Below are 18,283 nucleotides of genomic sequence, written 5' to 3' on the forward strand. Positions count from 1 at the left end.
AAGAGACAATGCGATGCACAGGGTAAAGCTGGAACACAACGACGATTGCACGCTGGACCCCGCCGATCCCTACCTTGCGATGCGCGGCTCGCTCTTCATCGATGGCCACGAAGCAGGCTGGTGGGAAAAACGGCGCGACGGTACGTGGAAAGCGCACATCAAGCATATTGCGCTCGATATCGTCGAGCCGAGCCGTGAACGACTCATCGAACGCCTCGCTCGCGACGCGTAGCCTTTCCATTTCACTTCAACGCCATACATGTACCTGTCGATCATCGCCGTCGGTATCGGCGGCGCGCTCGGCTCCCTGCTTCGCTGGGTGTTCGGGCTGCGCTTCAATGCGCTCTTTCCCAACCTGCCGCTCGGCACGCTGCTATCGAATGTGGTCGCGGGCTACGTGATCGGCGTGGCGGTCGCGTGGTTCGCGCGCTTTCCGGATATCTCCATCGAGTGGCGGCTTTTCGTGATTACCGGGCTGATGGGCGGCCTTTCGACGTTCTCGACGTTCTCGGCGGAAGTCGTCGCGCATCTCCAGGAAGGGCGCTTCGGCTGGGCCGCCGGGGAGATCGCGATTCACGTGACGGCGTCTGTGGTGATGACGATTCTCGGCATCGCCACGGTGTCGATCGCGCGATAAATCGTGGTGTACGTGCGGCCGTATCGGCCATCGGATCTCGATGATGTGATCGATGTTTTCGTGCGGTCCGTGTGCGAGGTTGCTGCGCGCCACTACGCCCCGGCGCAGATCGATGCGTGGGCGCAGGTGGAGCGCGATGTGTGGTCCGTGAAGCGCTCAAGTCGCCCGACGTGGGTTGCGATGATCGGCGCGTCGCTCGTCGGTTTCGCCGATCTCGAAAGCGACGGACATCTCGACCTGATGTTCGTGCATCCGTCACACCAGGGCGCGGGTGTCGCGAGCGCGCTGCTCGTGCAAGTCGAGGCGAGCGCGCACGAGCGTGGCATCGCGCGGCTTCATGCGGAGGCGAGCATCACGGCGCGGCCGTTCTTCGAGCGGCGTGGTTTTCAGGCGATCGCGCAGCAGGAAGTCAGCGTGCGCGGCGAACGTCTGACGAATTTCCGCATGGAAAAGACGCTCGCGCCGCGCTGATCGCTTACTTGCGAGGGACGCTGCCACGCGTCTCTTCGCTGCGCAGAAATTCGAAGTCCACGCCTTTGTCTGCCTGCGTGACCGTTTCCAGAAACAGCTTCCGATAGCCGCGCGGGGCACTGGGCACCGTGACCGGCGCGAGCGTAGCGCGCCGTTCTATTTCGGCATCGGACACGAGCAGCGTGATCTCGCGGCGCGCTACGCTCAAGCGGATCCTGTCGCCGTTCTGCACATAAGCAAGCGGCCCGCCGATCGCCGATTCGGGCGTGACGTGCAACACGATCGTCCCGAACGCCGTGCCGCTCATCCTGCCATCGGAGATGCGGACCATGTCCTTGACGCCCGACCGCGCGAGCTTCTTCGGAATCGGGATATAGCCTGCTTCCGGCATGCCTGGCGCGCCCTTGGGACCGATGTTCTTCAGCACGAGCACATCGCTTGCTTCGACATCGAGGTCCTCGGAATCGATCCTCGTTGCAAGATCGGCGGCGTTCTCGAACACGACTGCGCGTCCTTCGTGTTCCATCAGCTTGGCATCGGCGGCGGATTGCTTGATGATCGCGCCGCCCGGTGCGAGATTTCCGCGCAGTACCGCGATGCCGCCTTGCGGATAGATCGGATCAGCCGCGGTACGAACGACGTCCTGTTCGAAGCGCGGCGGAGCGTTGTCGAGTTCTTCGCCTAACGTGCGCCCGGTGACGGTCATCGCGTCGAGATGAAGCAGCGGACGCAGTTCCTGCAGCAGCGTAGCCATGCCGCCCGCATGATGAAAGTCCTCCATGTAATGCTGGCCCGATGGCTTGAGGTCGAGCAGCACGGGCGTTTCGCGTCCCATGCGGTCGAGCGCGTCGAGATCGATGTCGAAGCCGAGCCTTCCCGCGATAGCCGCGAGATGCACGATCCCGTTGGTCGATCCGCCGATCGCGAGCAACACCCGCAATGCGTTTTCGAACGACTTCGCGCTCAGCACCTTATCGATGGTCAGCTTGTCGCGCGCCATCTGCACCGCTTGCGTGCCGGTCCGCTCGGCAACGCGCATGCGGTCAGCCGTGACCGCTGGCGGCGATGCGCCGCCCGGCACGGTCATGCCCATCGCTTCGGCAATGCACGCCATCGTACTGGCCGTGCCCATGACCGAGCATGTCCCGACGCTCGCGACGAGCTGGTTGTTCACATCCGCGACTTCGGCCGCGTCGATCTCCGTCGCGCGAAAGCGCGCCCAGTAGCGACGGCAGTCGGTGCATGCGCCGACGCGCTCACCACGGTGCGACCCCGTCAGCATCGATCCGGTGATCAACTGGATCGCGGGAATGCCAGCCGATGCGGCGCCCATCAACTGGGCCGGCACCGTCTTGTCGCAGCCGCCGATGAGCACCACGGCATCCATCGGCTGCGCGCGGATCATCTCCTCCGTATCGATCGACATCAGATTGCGAAGGTACATGCTCGTCGGCTGCGAGAAGCTCTCGTGCACGGAGATCGTGGGGAAGTCCATCGGCAGGCCGCCTGCCAGCATGATTCCGCGCTTGAGCGCTTCGATCAGCGCGGGCGCGTTGCCGTGACACGGGTTGTACGCGCTGCCCGTGTTCGCGATGCCGATCACCGGACGATCGAGCGCGTCGTCGGTATAGCCCGCGCCCTTGATGAAGGCTTTGCGCAGGAACAACGAGAATCCTTCGTCTCCGTAGCTCGTCAAGCCTGCCTTGATGCCGTCTTGCTTAGGCGGGGAGGGGTCTTCTTTTTTCATGATGGCTGGTCCGATAGGAGGAATGTCTTTAGCTCAGGCGTTCGATCAACGCATCGGCGAATCGCTCGGTAGAGGCATCGCCGCCGAGGTCGCGGGTTCGCACGGCGTCTTCGTTGAGCGTCTGCGCGATGGCGGTCTTGAGGCGCGCCGCGAGATCGTCGCGGCCGACGTGTTCCAGCATCAGACCCGCCGCCAGCAGTTGCGATACAGGGTTCGCCACGCCTTTTCCCGCGATGTCCGGCGCGGATCCATGCACGGCTTCGAAGATCGCCGCTTCCTCACCAATGTTCGATCCCGGCGCAAGACCGAGCCCGCCGACGAGTCCCGCCAGTTCGTCCGAAAGAATGTCGCCGAAGAGGTTGGTACAGAGCAGCATGTCGAACTGCCACGGGTTGAGGACGAGCTGCATCGCGCAGGCATCGACGATGCGATCGTCCATCGCCACGCGTCCCTCGTATTCGCGCGCGACGTCGCGGGCCGTATCGAGGAAGAGGCCTGTGAGCGCCTTCAAGATGTTGGCCTTGTGCACGACCGTGATCTTCCTGCGGCCATGCTTCACCGCGTATTCGAACGCGAACCTGGCGATGCGTCGGCAACCTTCGCGTGTATTCATACCCGTCGAGATGGCGACCGCATGCGGATCGTCGCCGATCGGGATGTAGTGCTCGTGCGCCACGTACAGGCCTTCGATGTTCTCGCGCACGAGCACGATATCGATGTCTTCGTAGCGTCCCGGAACGATCGTCAGCGCCGGGCGTACGTTGGCATACAGCTTGAACGCTTCGCGCAGTCTGACGTTGACGGAACGAAAGCCGCCGCCGCTCGGTGTGGTCAGCGGTCCTTTGAGCGCCAACTTAGTGCGGCGGATGCTTGCCAATGTCGCTTCCGGCAAAGGGTCGCCGCTTTGTTCGAGCGCGGTCATGCCCGCTTGCTGCACGTCCCATTCGAACGGTGCGCCGAGTGCTTCGAGCGCCTTGACGGTCGCAGCGGTGATTTCAGGGCCGATGCCATCGCCGGGGATGAGGGTCGCGGGGATGAGGCTGGTCGTGTCGATGTTCATTGCGATTCCTTGGAAGCAACATGCACGGAGAACGTCTGAGCGACATAATGCGCTGAAACATCGAACTCGGCCGATGCGGCGTCTATAGGTTTCGCCGCGGCGCCGGTCGATACCCAGTCGCCGCGACGCAACGTGACGCCACGTTCGCGCGCGTGAGCGAGAAGGTGCGCGAGCGCAGCGACCGGGTCCGATGCTTCGTCGCCGTAGAGTCCATGAGCGGGCGGTGCGCCGTCGGCTTTGACGACCACACTCGCAACGATATCCGCGATCGAATGCGGATCGATTTGCGGACCCAACACGAACGCTTCGAAGCCGACATTGTCGCTCGCAAAAGCGGGCTGGCCGACGGCCCTACGATCTTTGAATCTCGACAGCACAAATTCGAAGCCGACGTGCGTCGCGCTCACTATGCTCATCGGATCGACGATCTGAGCATCTGGCGCGACATCGACGCCCAGAACGAATACGATTTCAAACTCGATCGTCACCGGACGCAGTTGCGGCAGAATCACCGTCTCGCTTAAGGCATAACAACGCGACGCCAGCAACTGGCCGATCAAAGGCCGATGCGCATCAGCGGCACGCATCGCAGCAGGGCTGCCGACGCCCAGCTTCCAGCCAACGCGCTTTTCGCCTGTCAGTGCAATGAACGCATCCTGCGCGTCGTATCCTTCTTCAAGCGTCGTTAAGCGTGTCGGTGGCTGGTCGAGTTGTCGTCCAGCGCGCCATGCTTCGATTAGTGCCTTCGAGTTCATTGCGTCTCCGTTGCATCACGTCTAAAGCTCGCGCCGTTGAGATCCTCGAATACTTTGATCATGCCGCCTTTGTCGTCGTCGCCGAAACCCTTTAGCAAGGCCATCTGGAACGTTGCAGTGGCCGCTGCAAGCACCGGCATCGGAATGCCCGCGCGCGCGCCGAGTTCGGCTGCGCTGACGAGATCCTTGTACGCGTGACGCATCGGATAGCCATCGGAGAAATGATCTTGCAGGATGCGAGGAATGAAGAACTCGGAGGCATAGCTTCGACCCGTGCCCGAATTGACGATACGTCCGGTCTTTTCGGGATCGAGGCCAAGCTTCGCGGCCATCGGAAGGATTTCGGCGAGTGCCGCGCAGTTCATGTCGAATAGCAACTGGTTGACCAGCTTGGCGAGCTGTCCGCTACCGACTTCGCCCATGTGCTCGATGGTGCTCGCGAACGTTTCGAGAAAGGGCTTCACTGAGTCAAGAGCCGTTGCATCGCCACCGCACATGACGGCGAGCGTTCCGTCGATTGCGCGCGCTTCCATGCCTGAAACAGGGGCGTCGATAAAGTGGATGCCGCGTTCTCTCAGCTTGTGGGCAAGTTCCAGCGTCACGCCATAGCCGATTGTGCTCGTGTCTACGATGGTCTGTCCGGGCTTCATAAGGTTCGCAATACCGGCCTCACCGACCAACACATCGCTCACTGCTTCGCCATTCGGCAACGATAGGAACACGACGTCAGCGCTTGCCAATTCGTGAGGCTGGGTGGTCGTGCGCACGCCATGGCTTTCGAACTCGGCGTAGCTTTTCGTATCCGCTGAGGACACCGTCAATCGTTTGCCGCTCTTTAGCAGATTCAAGGCCATGGGCTTTCCCATCCTTCCCAGGCCGACAAAAGCGAGTTCCATAGCATCCCGTTTGGTTGCATACTGTTCGGCTGGCGCAAGTTCGCTAACGCAGCGCCGCTCATCGGTTCAGGCATTCTATTGAACGCGCAACCACGAGGAAAATACTTTTGATGAATCTCCGGCATCGCTTCTGAATATGGACATTCGCGTATTGCGCTATTGCGAAGCGGTCGCGCGTTTAGGCAACATTACCCACGCCGCCGATGAACTGCACGTCGCACAGCCGGCTCTGAGCGTCGCCATCAAGAAACTCGAAACCGAACTCGGCGTGACGTTATTCGCACGCAGCAGGAACCGGCCTGTCACGCTGACGCCCGAGGGCGCGCTCCTGATGCGTCGCGCAAAGCGCATGTTCCAGGAGCTCGAATCAGCACGCACGGAACTGGCCGACGCGCGCGAACTACGCGCGGGAAGCGTGCGCGTCGGCATGCCGCCGATGTACGGCCTGCGGTACTTTCCATCGCTGATGAAGGCATTTCACGCACGTTATCCCGGCATCGACGTCACGGCGATCGAAGGCAGCGCGGGCGAGATCAAGACCTTGCTCGAGAACGGCAAGGTGGATCTCGCGATCATCGAAGCGCGGCGGGTGGAGAAGGGCTGGGCGCGCAAGATCGTCGGAGAGGAGGAGGTGGTGCTCTGTGTCGCTGCTTCGCATGCGCTGGCCCGCAAGCGTCACGTTGAAGACACAGACCTTGACGGCTTGCCGATGGTCCTGTTCGAAGGCAGCTTCCTGCAAAGAAACGTGCTCGACAATCGCTGTCAGAAGGCGGGCGTCAAGTATCGCGCGGTCTTGCAGAGCAATTCCGTACCGATGGTCTACCAAGCCGTCGCGGACGGTCTCGGCGCAGCGACGCTCTTGAGGTCGATGGTCGAAGAGGACGAGCGGCTCGTGCCGCTGTCGTTCGAACCGGCTGAATTTTTCCGCTTCGACCTTTGCTGGCTCGACGAGCAATACATCTCGCGGGCAAATCAGGCGTTCGTGGATTTCGCTACGGCCCGAACACCACGCTGACGATACACCCACCGCCGGGCGCATCGTCGAGCGTGACGCGCGCATGATGCACCCGTGCGATCTCGCGCACGATCGCAAGCCCGAGTCCGCTGCCCTCGACGTTCTGCGTCGCCGAGCTTCGATAGAAGCGCTCGAACACCGCATCGCGTTCCTGCGGCGCGATGCCGGGACCGTCGTCGATCACCTGCAGCAGGGCGCCTTCGGAAGTCTTTGCGACGCGAACCGTTATGACGGACCCGTCGCCCGCGTAGCGGATCGCGTTGTCGATCAGATTGCCGCACAGTTCGCCCAGCAGGTCGCGCTGTCCGACCACCTTGACCGACCCTTCCTGCTCGAAGCCTAGATCGATATTGCGAGCCCGCGCGACCGGCGACCAGTCGAGCGTCACGCTGCGCGCAACCTTGTCGAGCGGCAACGTGGCGAGCTTCACCCGATGGCCGCTATCGGCATCGAGCCGGGAAAGCGACAGCAACTGCTGCACGCCTTTGCCCGCCTGCCGCACCGCGCCGTTCAAACGCTTCAGATGCAGGCTCGTGCGCTCGTCCTTCGTTTCGCGCAACGCGAGTTCCGACTCCGCCTGAATCACGGCAAGCGGCGTCTTCAACTGATGCGCGGCATCGGTGAAAAAGCGCCGCCGCGATTCCTGCATTCTTCGCAAGCGCGCGATGTACTGATTGATCGACTCGACGAGCGGCTTCACTTCGCGCGGCAGGCCGGCTTCGTCGAGCGGCGCTGGGTCATCGTCGGCGCGGGCCGCGACGGTCGCCGACAAGCGGTTCAGCGGCCTCAAGCCCCGTCCGACGCCGAGCCACACGATCGCGAGTGCCAGCACGATCAGCATCGCCTCCTGCGTGAGCGAGCCGATCAGTATTTCGCGCGCGAGCGCCTGGCGCGGCTCGATCGTTTCGCCGATCATGATCCACGCGACGCGCGTTTGCGCCGTCGGCACGTCGTGCACCGGCAGCCTTAGCGCGGCCATGCGCAACTCCTGGCCGCGATAGGTCGCGTCATAAAAGCGCGTCTGGTAAGGCTCGGGCGTGTCGCGCTTGGGCGGCAACGGCAAATCGCCATAGCCCGTGACGGCCCGCCCGCCGTCCTCTCGGATCAGGTAATAGATCTTCCCGCCCACGTCAGATTCGAACATCTCCAGCGCGAGATACGGCAGGTCAACTTCGATCTGCCCGTTCTGCAAACGCGTGCCTTCGCGGATCGACTTGAGCGAGAACGAGAGCGAGCGATCGAACGCGACGTGCGCGGCGCTCATCGCGCGGTGATAGGTGAGCCAAGCATCGAGCGCGAGCAGCGCGACGAGCGGCAGCAGGAGCCACAGCGAGACCTGTCGCCGCAGGTTGGGCGTCGGCATCTAGGCTTTCACTTCGAGCAGATAGCCGAGGCCACGCAGCGTGACGATAGCGACGGCGCTTTTCTCCAGCTTCTTCCTCAACCGATGCACGTAGATTTCTATCGCATCAGCGTTCACCGATTCGTCGATGCCGAAGATCTTCTCCGACAGTGTCTCCTTGTTGATCGCGCGGCCGTTGCGCAGGATCAGCACTTCGAGCACGGCGCGTTCGCGCGGTGTCAGCGCAAGCGGTTCGTCATCGAGCCGAAAGCCGCGATCGACGCTGTCGTAAGCGAGCGGTCCGCACTCCACGCGCGTGTGCTCATGGCCGTGGCTGCGGCGGATCAGCGCGCGGGCGCGCGCTTCGAGCTCGGTCAGTTCGAACGGCTTCGCGAGATAGTCGTCGGCGCCGAGGTCGAGACCTTTCACGCGATCCTCGACCGATCCATGCGCGGTGAGAATAAGCACCGGCACCGGATTGCGACGCTGACGCAAACGCCGCAGGACCTCGAGGCCGTCGAGCTTCGGCAGGCCGAGATCGAGGATCACGAGCGCGTAGTCCTGCGTGCGCAGGATGTGATCGGCGGCTTCGCCGTCATGCATGCAATCGACCGCGAAGCGCGCTTGCGTGAGCGCGTCCGTCAGCGATTTGGAGAGAGTGGGATTGTCTTCGACTAGCAGCACGCGCATGACATTGACCTAAATGACCTGATTGACCTAAGGGAAATCCATGAGGAAAGAACGGGGTTTCGGATGGAATTTGAACATGAAATGAAAGCGGCCTGAAAGTGCCTGCGACTTACCATGCGTCCACTCAATCGAACAACTACAGAGCGGATTCTGGAGGAAGACATGAAGAAATTGAACCACTCGTTGCGTATCGTGGCCGCGGCCGTTGCTTTCGCCGCTGCGGGGGCCGCCAGCGCGCAAGTGCCTGCGGGTTATCCCGGAGCGTATCAGTCGGTCATCGACGGTGCGAAGAAAGAAGGCAAGGTGCTGATCTATTCGGTGACGGATACCGCACAGGTTCGCTCGCTCATCAAGGACTTCGAGTCGCTGTATGGCGTGAAGGTCGAATACAACGACATGAACAGCACCGAGCTTTACAACCGCTACATCAGCGAGAACGCGGCGAGCAGCACGAGCGCCGACGTGCTGTGGTCCTCGGCGATGGACCTGCAAGTCAAGCTCGTCAACGACGGCCTGATGGCGAACTACGAGTCGCCGGAATCCGCGAACCTGCCGCAATGGTCGCAGTATCAGAAGCAGGCGTACGGCACGACCTACGAGCCGCTCGCGATCGTCTACAACAAGCGCCTCCTGCCCGCGGGCGACGTGCCGCAAACGCGCGCCGATTTCATCAAGCTGCTGCAGACGCAAGCCGCGAAGTTCAAGGGCAAGGTCACGACCTACGATATCGAAAAGTCGGGCGTCGGCTTCAACTATCTGACGCAGGATGCACGCGTGAATCCGCAAGTGACGTGGCAACTCGTCAATGCAATGGGCGCGACGAACCCCAAGCTGCAATCGAGCACGGGCGCGATGATGGAGCGCATCTCGTCGGGCGAAAACCTGATCGGCTACAACATTCTCGGTTCGTATGCGTTCGCCAAGGCGAAGAAGGACCCGTCGATCGGTTATGTGTATCCGAAGGATTACACGCTGGTGGTGAGCCGCCTCGTGACGATCTCGAAGAAGGCGAAGAACCCGAATGCGGCGAAGCTGTGGGTGGACTATCTGCTGTCGAAGCGCGGCCAGACGCTGCTTGCCAACCAGGCTGATCTCTTCTCGATCCGCGCGGATGTCGAAGGCGAAACGTCGATGGCGGGCCTCACCAAGCAGCTCGGCGATTCGCTCAAGCCGATCCCGATCGGCACCGGCTTGCTCGTCTATCTCGACCAGTCGAAGCGCCTCGAATTTCTCAAGCAATGGCAGCAAGCGATCAAACGCTAAGCCCTTAAAGCTCCTCTAGCCCGCGCCAAGCCGCGGGCACTCCCGCAACTCATTCGATGCGTCGCCTAGACGCAGGGGGACACTCATGCTTACCACAAGCACAAACGAGCCGGCCGCGGTCCTCTCGACCAACGGCGAAGGCAAGGTGCCGAAGCTGCCCGAAGGCGGCTGGCGCGGCCTGGGCGCCACGTTCCGCTGGATCGTGATCGCGGTGTTGACGGTGGCGGTGCTGCTGCCGCTTTCGTTCATCGTCTTTCAGAGCCTCTTGAACGCGCCGTTCTTCGATGCCAACAAGACCTTCGGCATCGCGGGCTTCAAGTTTATTTTCGAAGATCCGGACTTCTGGTCGGCGGTGATGAATTCGTTCATCATCGCGGGCGGCATGCTCTTCATCTCGATCCCGCTCGGCGGCATTCTCGCGTTCCTGATGGTGCGCACCGACTTGCCGGGCCGCCGCTGGCTCGAACCGATGCTGCTCACGCCGATCTTCGTTTCGCCGATGGTGCTCGCGTTCGGCTACGTCGTCGCGGCGGGTCCGGTCGGGTTCTATTCGGTGTGGTTCAAGCAACTGTTCGGCGCTGAAAGCGCACCGTGGTCGATCTATTCGATCTTCGCGATCACGATCATCGTCGGGTTGACGCACGTGCCGCACGTGTATTTGTATTCGTCGGCGGCGTTGCGCAATCTCGGCTCGGATGTCGAGGAAGCGGCGCGCGTCGCGGGGGCGCGGCCGTTTCGCGTCGCACTCGACGTCAGCCTGCCGATGACGATGCCCGCGCTGCTCTTCGCCGGCGTGCTCGTATTCTTCCTCGGCTTCGAAGTGTTCGGCCTGCCGCTCGTGCTCGGCGATCCCGAAGGCCACCTCGTGCTCGCGACGTATCTGTACAAGCTGACGAACAAGCTCGGCGTGCCTTCGTATCACCTGATGGCGGCGGTTGCCGTGTGCATCATCGCGATCACGTTCCCGCTCGTCTTGTTGCAACGTCATTTGCTGAAGAGCGCAAACAAGTTCGTCACAGTGAAGGGCAAGGCGGGCCGTCAGACGGTGCTGCCGCTCGGCGCGTGGCGCTGGGTTGCGGTCGCGATCGTCGCGGTGTGGCTCTTCTGCACCGTGTTCGTGCCGCTTTCGGGCATCGTGCTGCGCGCGTTCGTGACGAACTGGGGCGAGGGCGTCGCGCTCTCCGAAGTGCTGACGGTCTCGAACTTCGTCGATCTCTTCGAGCAGAGCAACATCGTGCGCGCCATCTACAACACGCTCGGCATCGGCGTAGTTGGCGGGGCGCTCGCGGTCGGCTTCTACACGCTCGTGGCATTCGCGGGGCACCGTCGCAACGACTGGGGCACGCGTCTCCTCGACTATCTCGTGCTGCTGCCGCGCGCGGTGCCGGGCGTGCTCGCCGGTCTCGCGTTCCTGTGGATCTTCCTCTTCGTGCCCGGCATCAAGGAACTCAAGAACTCGATGTGGAGCATCTGGGTCGCGTACACGGTCGTGTGGCTCGCCTACGGCATGCGTTTGATTCAAAGCGCGTTGCTGCAAGTCGGACCCGAGCTCGAGGAAGCAGGACGCAGCGTCGGCGGCACGCGCGGCCGCGTGAGCCTCGACGTAACGCTGCCGCTCGTGCGCTTCGGCCTGCTCGCTGCGTGGCTCCTGATCTTCATGATCTTCGAGCGCGAGTATTCGACGGCGGTCTACCTGCTTTCCCCCGGCACCGAAGTGATCGGCGCGTTGCTCGTCTCGCTGTGGGCGACGGGCGCGGTCGATCAGGTCGCGGCGCTTTCTGTCATCAACATCGCGATGGTCGGCGTGGGTCTCGCCGTGGCATTGCGCTTCGGAGTGAAACTTCATGGATAAGCTCACAGTCGATAATCTGTTCCTGAGCTACGGCACCAATCCGATTCTGAAGGGCGTGTCGTTCGAACTGAAAGCGGGTGAGGTGGTGTGTCTGCTCGGCGCGTCGGGCAGCGGCAAGACGACGCTGCTGCGCGCGGTGGCCGGCCTCGAACAGCCGTCCGATGGCCGCATCAGCCTCGACAAGCAAGTCTTTTTCGATGGCGCGAAGCACATCGATTGCCCCGTCGAGCAGCGCTCGCTCGGGCTCGTGTTCCAGTCGTATGCGCTGTGGCCGCATCGCACCGTGGCGGAAAACGTCGGGTATGGTTTGAAGCTGCGCAAGGTGTCGTCGGCGGAACAGAAGCGCCGCGTGCAGAGCGCGCTCGATCAGCTCGGCCTTGGTCATCTCGCGGCGCGCTTTCCGTATCAATTGTCGGGCGGGCAGCAGCAGCGCGTGGCGATTGCGCGGGCGCTCGTCTATAACCCGCCGGTGATCCTGCTCGATGAGCCGCTCTCCAATCTCGATGCCAAGCTGCGCGAAGAAGCGCGCGCGTGGCTGCGTGAACTGATCGTGTCATTGGGTTTGTCGGCGCTTTGCGTGACGCACGACCAGACCGAAGCGATGGCGATGTCGGACCGCATCCTGCTGTTGCGCAATGGCCGTATCGAACAGGAAGGCACGCCTGCGGAGCTCTACGGCTCGCCGCGCTCGCTCTATACGGCGGAGTTCATGGGCAGCAACAATCGCATCGACGCGAAGGTGACGTCGATCGACGGTGAACGCGTCATGCTCAAGGGCGACGGCTTTCAGCTCGAAGCACGCGCGAAGGAAGCGCTGCAGCCGGGCCAGGATGCGCAGGCCGTGATTCGCCTCGAACGCGTGCGGGTGGCGGACGGTCCCGGCGCGAACCGCGTTCAGGCAAGCCTCGTCACGTCGATGTATCTCGGCGATCGCTGGGAGTATCTGTTCCATTGCGGCGACCTGCGTTTTCGCGCATTCGGTCACACGCCACGCGATCCGGGCAATCACTGGGTCGAGTTTCCGGCCAACGATTGCTGGGCGTTCGCGCAAGCCAGCTAACTCTTTCCACTGATACGAAGCGAAGTCCCGCGCGACGCATGTGCGTCGCGCGGGCATGCGCTCGCGCATCGAAAACTAAAATCACAACGGAGGAAGACGCATGAAACGCAACAGTATTTCGATGGCATCCATCGCGGCGATCGCGACTGGCGGCTTTAGCGGCGCGGCGCAGGCGCAGTCGAGCGTGACGCTTTACGGCATCGTCGATGCGGGTGTCGAGTACGTGAATCACGCGAGCGCCGATGGCGGCGCGGCACGCCTCGTCTCGGGCGGCAAGAACACATCGCGCTTCGGCATGCGGGGCGTCGAGGAGTTGGGCGGTGGACTGAAGGCTATCTTCCAGCTGGAAAGCGGCATCAACGTCGCGAACGGGCAACTGGACGACGGACCGAACGCGCTGTTCGACCGACGCGCGACGGTTGGCCTCAAGCACAAGACATATGGTCAGGTGATTCTCGGCCGCACTTTCACGACGACCTACGATTACATGCTGCCGTTCGATCCGATGGCCTACGCGCCGAACTATTCGTGGGCCACGGGTTCGACGGCCACCGGCGGACGCAAGGATGGACTCTTTTCGCGCTCGGCCAACGCGGTGCGCTACGACGGCGAATTCAGCGGCTTCAAAATCGGCGCGATGTACGGCTTTGGCAACGTGCCGGACAGCATGAAGACGAGCTCGAAATACGATTTCGGCCTCGGCTACGCGAGCGGTCCGTTCGCGGTCGTCGCGACGTTCGACCGGCAGAACGGCGCGAACGACAGCGTCACGCCCGCCGATACGACGAATTACATCCAGGGCATCCATGCGGGCGCGAGCTACGATTTCGGCGCGGCGAAAGTGATGGCGGGCTATCGCAACTATCGGCGCACGTTCAACACGCTGGCCGAAACGCTGCGCAGCGACATGTACTGGTTCGGCGGCTCGTATGATTTCGCGCCGGACTTCACGCTTTACGCGGCGGTCTATCACCAGGACATCAAGGGCGCGAACGATGGCGACCCGACGCTGCTATCACTGCGCGCGAACTATTCGCTTTCGAAGCGCACGACGCTTTACTTGTCCGGCGGGTACGCATTTGCACGAAATGACCAGAACGTGAGCCTTTCCCGCGATTTGACGGGCGCCGCCGACACACAGGCGGGCGTGACGGCCGGCCTGCAGCATCGCTTTTGACAGCGCCAATCTGTATAGACAACCGACATTCGGCATCAGTGAAATCCCTAGCTCCCCCTTGTTTATAAGATAAGGCGCGTTTAGACTTGGCTCTAACTTGTATAGACAGGATGAGCCATGATCAAGCTGACGCCCGGATTTCTCACGTTGCCGCAACTGCGCCGTATCGCACGCGGTTCCGATTCGCTCGAACTCGATCCGGCGAGCTTCGCCGCGATCGACGCGAGCGCGAAAGCTGTCGCCGATATCGCCGCCAAGGGCGAGCCGGCGTACGGCATCAACACCGGCTTCGGGCGGCTCGCGAGCACGCACATTCCCGCCGATCAGCTCGAACTGCTGCAACGTAATCTCGTGCTGTCGCATGCGGTGGGCGTTGGTGAGCCGATGTCGCGACCGGTCGTTCGATTGCTGATCGCGCTGAAGCTGTCGAGCCTCGGCCGCGGCCATTCGGGCATCCGCCGCGAAGTGATGGATGCTCTCATCACGCTTTTCAATGCCGACGTCCTGCCTGTGATTCCGGTGAAGGGCTCGGTCGGCGCATCGGGCGATCTGGCGCCGCTCGCGCATATGTCGACGGTGCTACTCGGCATCGGCGATGTCATGATTCGCGGCGAGCGCGCGAGCGCGCTGGATGGCCTTAGCGTCGCCGGCCTCAAGCCGCTGAGCCTGCAAGCGAAGGAAGGTCTTGCGTTGCTCAACGGCACGCAAGCCTCGACGGCGCTCGCGCTCTACAACATGTTCGCGATCGAAGACCTGTTCCGCACCGGCCTCGTGTCGGGCTCGCTGTCGGTCGATGCGGCCGAGGGCTCGGTCGTGCCGTTCGATGCGCGCATCCACGATTTGCGCGGCCATCGCGGACAGATCGAAGCGGCCGCTGCGTATCGCACGCTGCTGCAAGGCTCGGGCATCAACCTTTCGCATGCCGATTGCGACAAGGTGCAGGACCCGTACAGCCTGCGCTGCCAGCCGCAAGTGATGGGCGCGTGCCTCGACCAGATGCGCCACGCGGCCGACGTCCTGCTGATCGAATCGAACGCGGTCTCCGACAATCCGCTGATTTTCCCCGATACCGGTGAAGTCCTCTCGGGCGGCAACTTCCACGCTGAACCTGTCGCGTTCGCCGCCGACAATCTCGCGCTCGCCGCCGCTGAAATCGGCGCGCTGGCCGAACGCCGTATCGCGTTGCTGATCGACACGACGCTCTCCGGCTTGCCCGCGTTCCTCGTGCGCGACGGCGGCGTGAACTCCGGCTTCATGATCGCGCACGTCACGGCGGCCGCGCTGGCATCGGAGAACAAGACGCTCGCGCATCCGGCGTCGGTCGATTCGCTGCCGACTTCCGCGAACCAGGAAGACCACGTTTCGATGGCGACGTTCGCGGCCCGCAAGCTCGGCGACATCGCGAGCAACACCGCGAACATCCTCGCGATCGAACTGCTCGCGGCGGCGCAGGGCGTGGACTTGCGCGCGCCGCACCAGACGAGCCCGTTGCTCATCGAAGTGATGAAGACGCTGCGTGCGAAGGTCGCGCACTACGACATCGATCACTACTTCGCGCCCGATATTGCCGCCATCGCCACGCTCGTGCAGGAAGGCGAGGTCGCGAAGCACAGCCCGTTCAGTTTCGCGTCGGAACAGCCTGCATGAGCACGCCCGCTTATCAGGAGATCAAGGATTACATCCTGACGCGCATCCACATCGGCGAGTGGAAGGAGGGCGATCAGGTGCCCTCCGAAAACGAATTGGCGCGCGAGTTCAAGGTTGCGCGCATGACGGTCAACCGCGCACTGCGCGAGCTGACCGCCGAGCAGATTCTCACGCGCGTGCAGGGCGCGGGAACGTTCGTCGCGCAGCCGAAATATGCGTCGACGCTCGTCGAAATCCGCAGTATTTCCGATGAAATCGGCGCACGCGGGCATACGTATCGCGCCGAAGTGCTGCATCTTGGCGCTGCGATCGTCGATGAAACTCTCGCCGATGAAATGCAGCTTGCGGTGGGCAGCCTTGTGTTTCATTCGCGGTTGCTTCACTTCGAGAACGAGCAGCCTGTTCAGATCGAGGAGCGTCATGTGAATCCTGCACTCGCGCCCGAATATGCGCGGCAGGACTTCACGACGACTACGCCGAATCAATACCTGATGGTCGCAGCGCCGCTGCAGCGAGTCGAGTACCGCATCGAAGCGGCGATTCCCTCCGACGAAACGCGCCGTTCGCTTGCGATGAAGGAGCATGAGCCTTGCCTGTTGCTGCATCGGCGCACGTGGTCGCGCGATGCGGTGGCGTCGGTGGCGAATCTCTGGCATCCGGGCGACCGCTATCAGTTTACCGGGCACTTCTGATGAAGCTGATCCGAGGCGCGTCGCTAGTGCCGAAACCCTGGAAGAACGGCGGCGGCGTCACACGCGAGATCGATGCCGAACCGACCGGCGCTGCGCTCGATGCGTTCACATGGCGCTTGAGCATCGCGAACGTCGATGCATCCGGGGCGTTCTCCACGTTTCCCGGTATCGATCGCACGCTGGTTCTGCTCGAAGGTGCCGGGATGCATCTGCGCGAAGCGAACGGCCGCGTGCATGCGCTGGATCGGCCGCTCGCGATGGCGTCGTTTGCAGGCGAAACGGCGATCGATGCAACGCTCGACAACGGCCCGACGCGCGACTTCAACGTAATGGTGCGGCGTGATCGCGCGACGGCATCGGTGCAGGTGCATCGCGGTTCGGCTGAACTAACGTGCGCTGACAGCATCACGCTCATCTTCTGCGTGCAAGGCCCACTCGATGTCACGACGGTCGGCAAACGCATCACTCTGCATGCTGACGATACGCTACGCGTAAATGCGCCATGTGTCGTGTCATGCACTAAAGAGCACACGTCATGGCTGCAAATCGGCATCGCAACAACGGACCATCCCCGATGACTTCACTCTTCGCCGACCACGCGCGACTTCCCGATGGCTGGCAGCGCGACGTACTGCTTGAATGGAACGATGAAGGCACGCTGCTCGCCGTCACGCCCGATAGCGCGATGCCGCCGAATACGCCGCGCGCGGCCGGACCCGTGATCGCGGGGATGCCGAACCTGCATTCGCATGCGTTCCAGCGCGCGATGGCGGGCCTCACCGAATATCGTGCGAGCGCCACCGATACATTCTGGAGCTGGCGCGACCTGATGTATCGTTTTGCCGCGAAGATCGGTCCCGAGTCGCTCGCAGCGATCGCACGCTGGCTCTACATCGAAATGCTCAAGGCCGGCTACACATCGGTGTGCGAGTTCCACTACGTGCATCACACGAGTGACGGCACGCCCTACGCGAATCGCGCGGAGCTCGCGCAATGCGTGGTCGATGCGGCGGAACGCGCGGGCATCGGCATGACGATGCTGCCGGTGCTGTATCAATACAGCGGCTTCGACCAGGGCGCGCCACGCGACGATCAACGGCGCTTCCTCAACACGCCCGAGCAGCTGCTCGACATGCTGGAAACGCTGCGTCGCGCGCGGCCTGAAAGCGGTCTAAGGCGCTATGGCGTCGCGCCGCATTCGTTGCGCGCGGTATCGGGTGAATCGCTGTCGAGGCTGCTCGAAGGTCTCGACGCGCTGTTCGACCGCGCGCCCGTGCACATCCATATCGCGGAGCAAACCGCCGAAGTCGATGCCTGTCTTGCCGCGAATGGTCAGCGTCCAGTGCAATGGCTGCTCAATCGCTTCTCCGTCGACGATCGCTGGTGCCTCGTGCACGCGACGCACGTCGACGCAATCGAATGCGCGCGCCTCGCGGCGAGCGGCGCGACGGCGGGCCTGTGTCTCACCACCGAAGCCAATCTCGGCGACGGCATCTTTCCGGCGCGCGAGTATCTCGATGCGGGCGGCCGCATCGGTCTCGGCTCTGACAGCCATATCGGTGTGGACTGGCGCTCGGAGCTGCGGCTTCTCGAATACGGCCAGCGTCTTGCGCGGCGCGAGCGCAACGTGCTCGCATCGGCGACGCAAAGCCGTCCGGCCGAGCGTCTCTTCGATGCATCGCTCGATGGCGGCGCACGCGCAAGCGGCCGCGCAGTCGGAGCGCTCGCGGCAGGCATGCGCGCGGACTGGATCGTACTCGATGCGGATCACGCGGGCATCGCGGGGCATGATCGCGATACGTGGCTGTCGAGCGTCGTGTTCGGTGAGCATGGCGAGACGCCGGTTCGCGATGTGTATGTGGCAGGGCGTAAAGTAGTCGATGCACGCCAACACGCGGACGAGGAGGAAGCGTTCGCGCACTACCGCGCAGCGCTCGACGATCTTCTGCGATAACGTGACGGCAAGAACCTGAGAAACC

At 62.7% G+C, this 18,283-nt stretch carries 18 protein-coding genes and 1 pseudogene; 12 read left to right on the top strand and 7 right to left on the bottom strand.

Features of this window, described 5'->3' with window-relative positions:
- Positions 1 to 13 precede the first annotated feature (13 nt).
- The 3 genes from AWB67_RS16200 to AWB67_RS16210 are packed head-to-tail and all read left to right on the top strand — an operon-like array spanning position 14 to position 1,108.
- A complete protein-coding gene (locus tag AWB67_RS16200; RefSeq protein WP_235025188.1) occupies positions 14 to 232 on the top strand; it encodes a hypothetical protein in 219 nt (72 codons plus the stop codon).
- A gap of 27 nt (positions 233 to 259) precedes the next feature.
- On the top strand, positions 260 to 637 hold the full coding sequence (gene crcB / locus AWB67_RS16205) for a fluoride efflux transporter CrcB (RefSeq protein ID WP_087657273.1): 378 nt from the start codon (positions 260 to 262) through the stop codon (positions 635 to 637).
- Between the two features lie 3 nt (positions 638 to 640).
- Entirely contained in the window at positions 641 to 1,108 is a 468-nt protein-coding gene (locus AWB67_RS16210) for a GNAT family N-acetyltransferase (protein WP_087657274.1), read from the top strand.
- 4 nt (positions 1,109 to 1,112) lie between these two features.
- Here AWB67_RS16210 and AWB67_RS16215 read toward each other — a convergent pair whose 3' ends face one another.
- The 5 genes and pseudogenes from AWB67_RS16215 to AWB67_RS43165 form a co-directional block, all read right to left on the bottom strand.
- Entirely contained in the window at positions 1,113 to 2,855 is a 1,743-nt protein-coding gene (locus AWB67_RS16215) for an IlvD/Edd family dehydratase (RefSeq protein WP_087657275.1), read from the bottom strand.
- Positions 2,856 to 2,883: 28 nt separating this feature from the next.
- The gene (locus AWB67_RS16220) at positions 2,884 to 3,915 is read right to left on the bottom strand and encodes an isocitrate/isopropylmalate dehydrogenase family protein (protein WP_087657276.1); all 1,032 of its coding nucleotides are present in this window, start codon (positions 3,913 to 3,915) and stop codon (positions 2,884 to 2,886) included.
- Complete coding sequence (locus AWB67_RS16225) at positions 3,912 to 4,670, bottom strand: hypothetical protein (RefSeq protein WP_087657277.1); 759 nt, start codon at positions 4,668 to 4,670, stop codon at positions 3,912 to 3,914. Before AWB67_RS16225 ends, AWB67_RS16220 begins: the two co-directional genes overlap by 4 nt.
- Entirely contained in the window at positions 4,667 to 5,092 is a 426-nt protein-coding gene (locus AWB67_RS43160; RefSeq protein ID WP_327366004.1) for an NAD-binding protein, read from the bottom strand. Before AWB67_RS43160 ends, AWB67_RS16225 begins: the two co-directional genes overlap by 4 nt.
- A 6-nt stretch (positions 5,093 to 5,098) precedes the next feature.
- Positions 5,099 to 5,569: pseudogene (locus tag AWB67_RS43165) on the bottom strand (NAD(P)-dependent oxidoreductase); the annotation flags it as partial.
- Between the two features lie 133 nt (positions 5,570 to 5,702).
- Here AWB67_RS43165 and AWB67_RS16235 point away from each other — a divergent pair.
- A complete protein-coding gene (locus tag AWB67_RS16235; protein WP_087657279.1) occupies positions 5,703 to 6,581 on the top strand; it encodes a LysR family transcriptional regulator in 879 nt (292 codons plus the stop codon).
- Here AWB67_RS16235 and AWB67_RS16240 read toward each other — a convergent pair.
- Together AWB67_RS16240 and AWB67_RS16245 are read right to left on the bottom strand one after the other, a co-directional pair.
- Positions 6,559 to 7,944: a sensor histidine kinase gene (locus tag AWB67_RS16240; protein WP_087657280.1), complete on the bottom strand. Its 1,386-nt coding sequence runs from the start codon at positions 7,942 to 7,944 to the stop codon at positions 6,559 to 6,561. The genes AWB67_RS16235 and AWB67_RS16240 overlap by 23 nt on opposite strands.
- Complete coding sequence (locus AWB67_RS16245; protein WP_087657281.1) at positions 7,945 to 8,613, bottom strand: response regulator; 669 nt, start codon at positions 8,611 to 8,613, stop codon at positions 7,945 to 7,947.
- Between the two features lie 162 nt (positions 8,614 to 8,775).
- On the opposite strand from AWB67_RS16245, the gene AWB67_RS16250 reads away from it, so the two are divergent.
- The 8 genes from AWB67_RS16250 (at position 8,776) to AWB67_RS16285 (ending at position 18,258) form a co-directional block, all read left to right on the top strand.
- Positions 8,776 to 9,876: an ABC transporter substrate-binding protein gene (locus tag AWB67_RS16250; RefSeq protein ID WP_374729823.1), complete on the top strand. Its 1,101-nt coding sequence runs from the start codon at positions 8,776 to 8,778 to the stop codon at positions 9,874 to 9,876.
- Positions 9,877 to 9,961: 85 nt separating this feature from the next.
- Positions 9,962 to 11,728, top strand: a complete 1,767-nt coding sequence (locus AWB67_RS16255) for an ABC transporter permease (protein WP_087657282.1) — start codon at positions 9,962 to 9,964, stop codon at positions 11,726 to 11,728.
- The gene (locus tag AWB67_RS16260) at positions 11,721 to 12,788 is read left to right on the top strand and encodes an ABC transporter ATP-binding protein (protein WP_087657283.1); all 1,068 of its coding nucleotides are present in this window, start codon (positions 11,721 to 11,723) and stop codon (positions 12,786 to 12,788) included. Before AWB67_RS16255 ends, AWB67_RS16260 begins: the two co-directional genes overlap by 8 nt.
- Before the next feature lie 100 nt (positions 12,789 to 12,888).
- Positions 12,889 to 13,965: a porin gene (locus AWB67_RS16265; protein ID WP_087657284.1), complete on the top strand. Its 1,077-nt coding sequence runs from the start codon at positions 12,889 to 12,891 to the stop codon at positions 13,963 to 13,965.
- A 117-nt stretch (positions 13,966 to 14,082) separates the two neighbouring features.
- The gene (hutH, locus tag AWB67_RS16270; RefSeq protein ID WP_087657285.1) at positions 14,083 to 15,612 is read left to right on the top strand and encodes a histidine ammonia-lyase; all 1,530 of its coding nucleotides are present in this window, start codon (positions 14,083 to 14,085) and stop codon (positions 15,610 to 15,612) included.
- Positions 15,609 to 16,304, top strand: coding sequence for a histidine utilization transcriptional repressor HutC (gene hutC / locus AWB67_RS16275; RefSeq protein ID WP_087657286.1), 696 nt, complete (start codon positions 15,609 to 15,611; stop codon positions 16,302 to 16,304). The genes hutH and hutC overlap by 4 nt, the downstream gene beginning before the upstream one ends.
- A complete protein-coding gene (locus AWB67_RS16280; RefSeq protein ID WP_087657287.1) occupies positions 16,304 to 16,882 on the top strand; it encodes a HutD/Ves family protein in 579 nt (192 codons plus the stop codon). The genes hutC and AWB67_RS16280 overlap by 1 nt, the downstream gene beginning before the upstream one ends.
- Positions 16,879 to 18,258, top strand: coding sequence for a formimidoylglutamate deiminase (locus tag AWB67_RS16285; protein WP_087657288.1), 1,380 nt, complete (start codon positions 16,879 to 16,881; stop codon positions 18,256 to 18,258). The genes AWB67_RS16280 and AWB67_RS16285 overlap by 4 nt, the downstream gene beginning before the upstream one ends.
- Positions 18,259 to 18,283 lie beyond the last annotated feature (25 nt).

The sequence above is a fragment of the Caballeronia terrestris genome (assembly GCF_001544515.1).
GTDB classification, from domain to species: Bacteria; Pseudomonadota; Gammaproteobacteria; order Burkholderiales; family Burkholderiaceae; genus Caballeronia; species Caballeronia terrestris.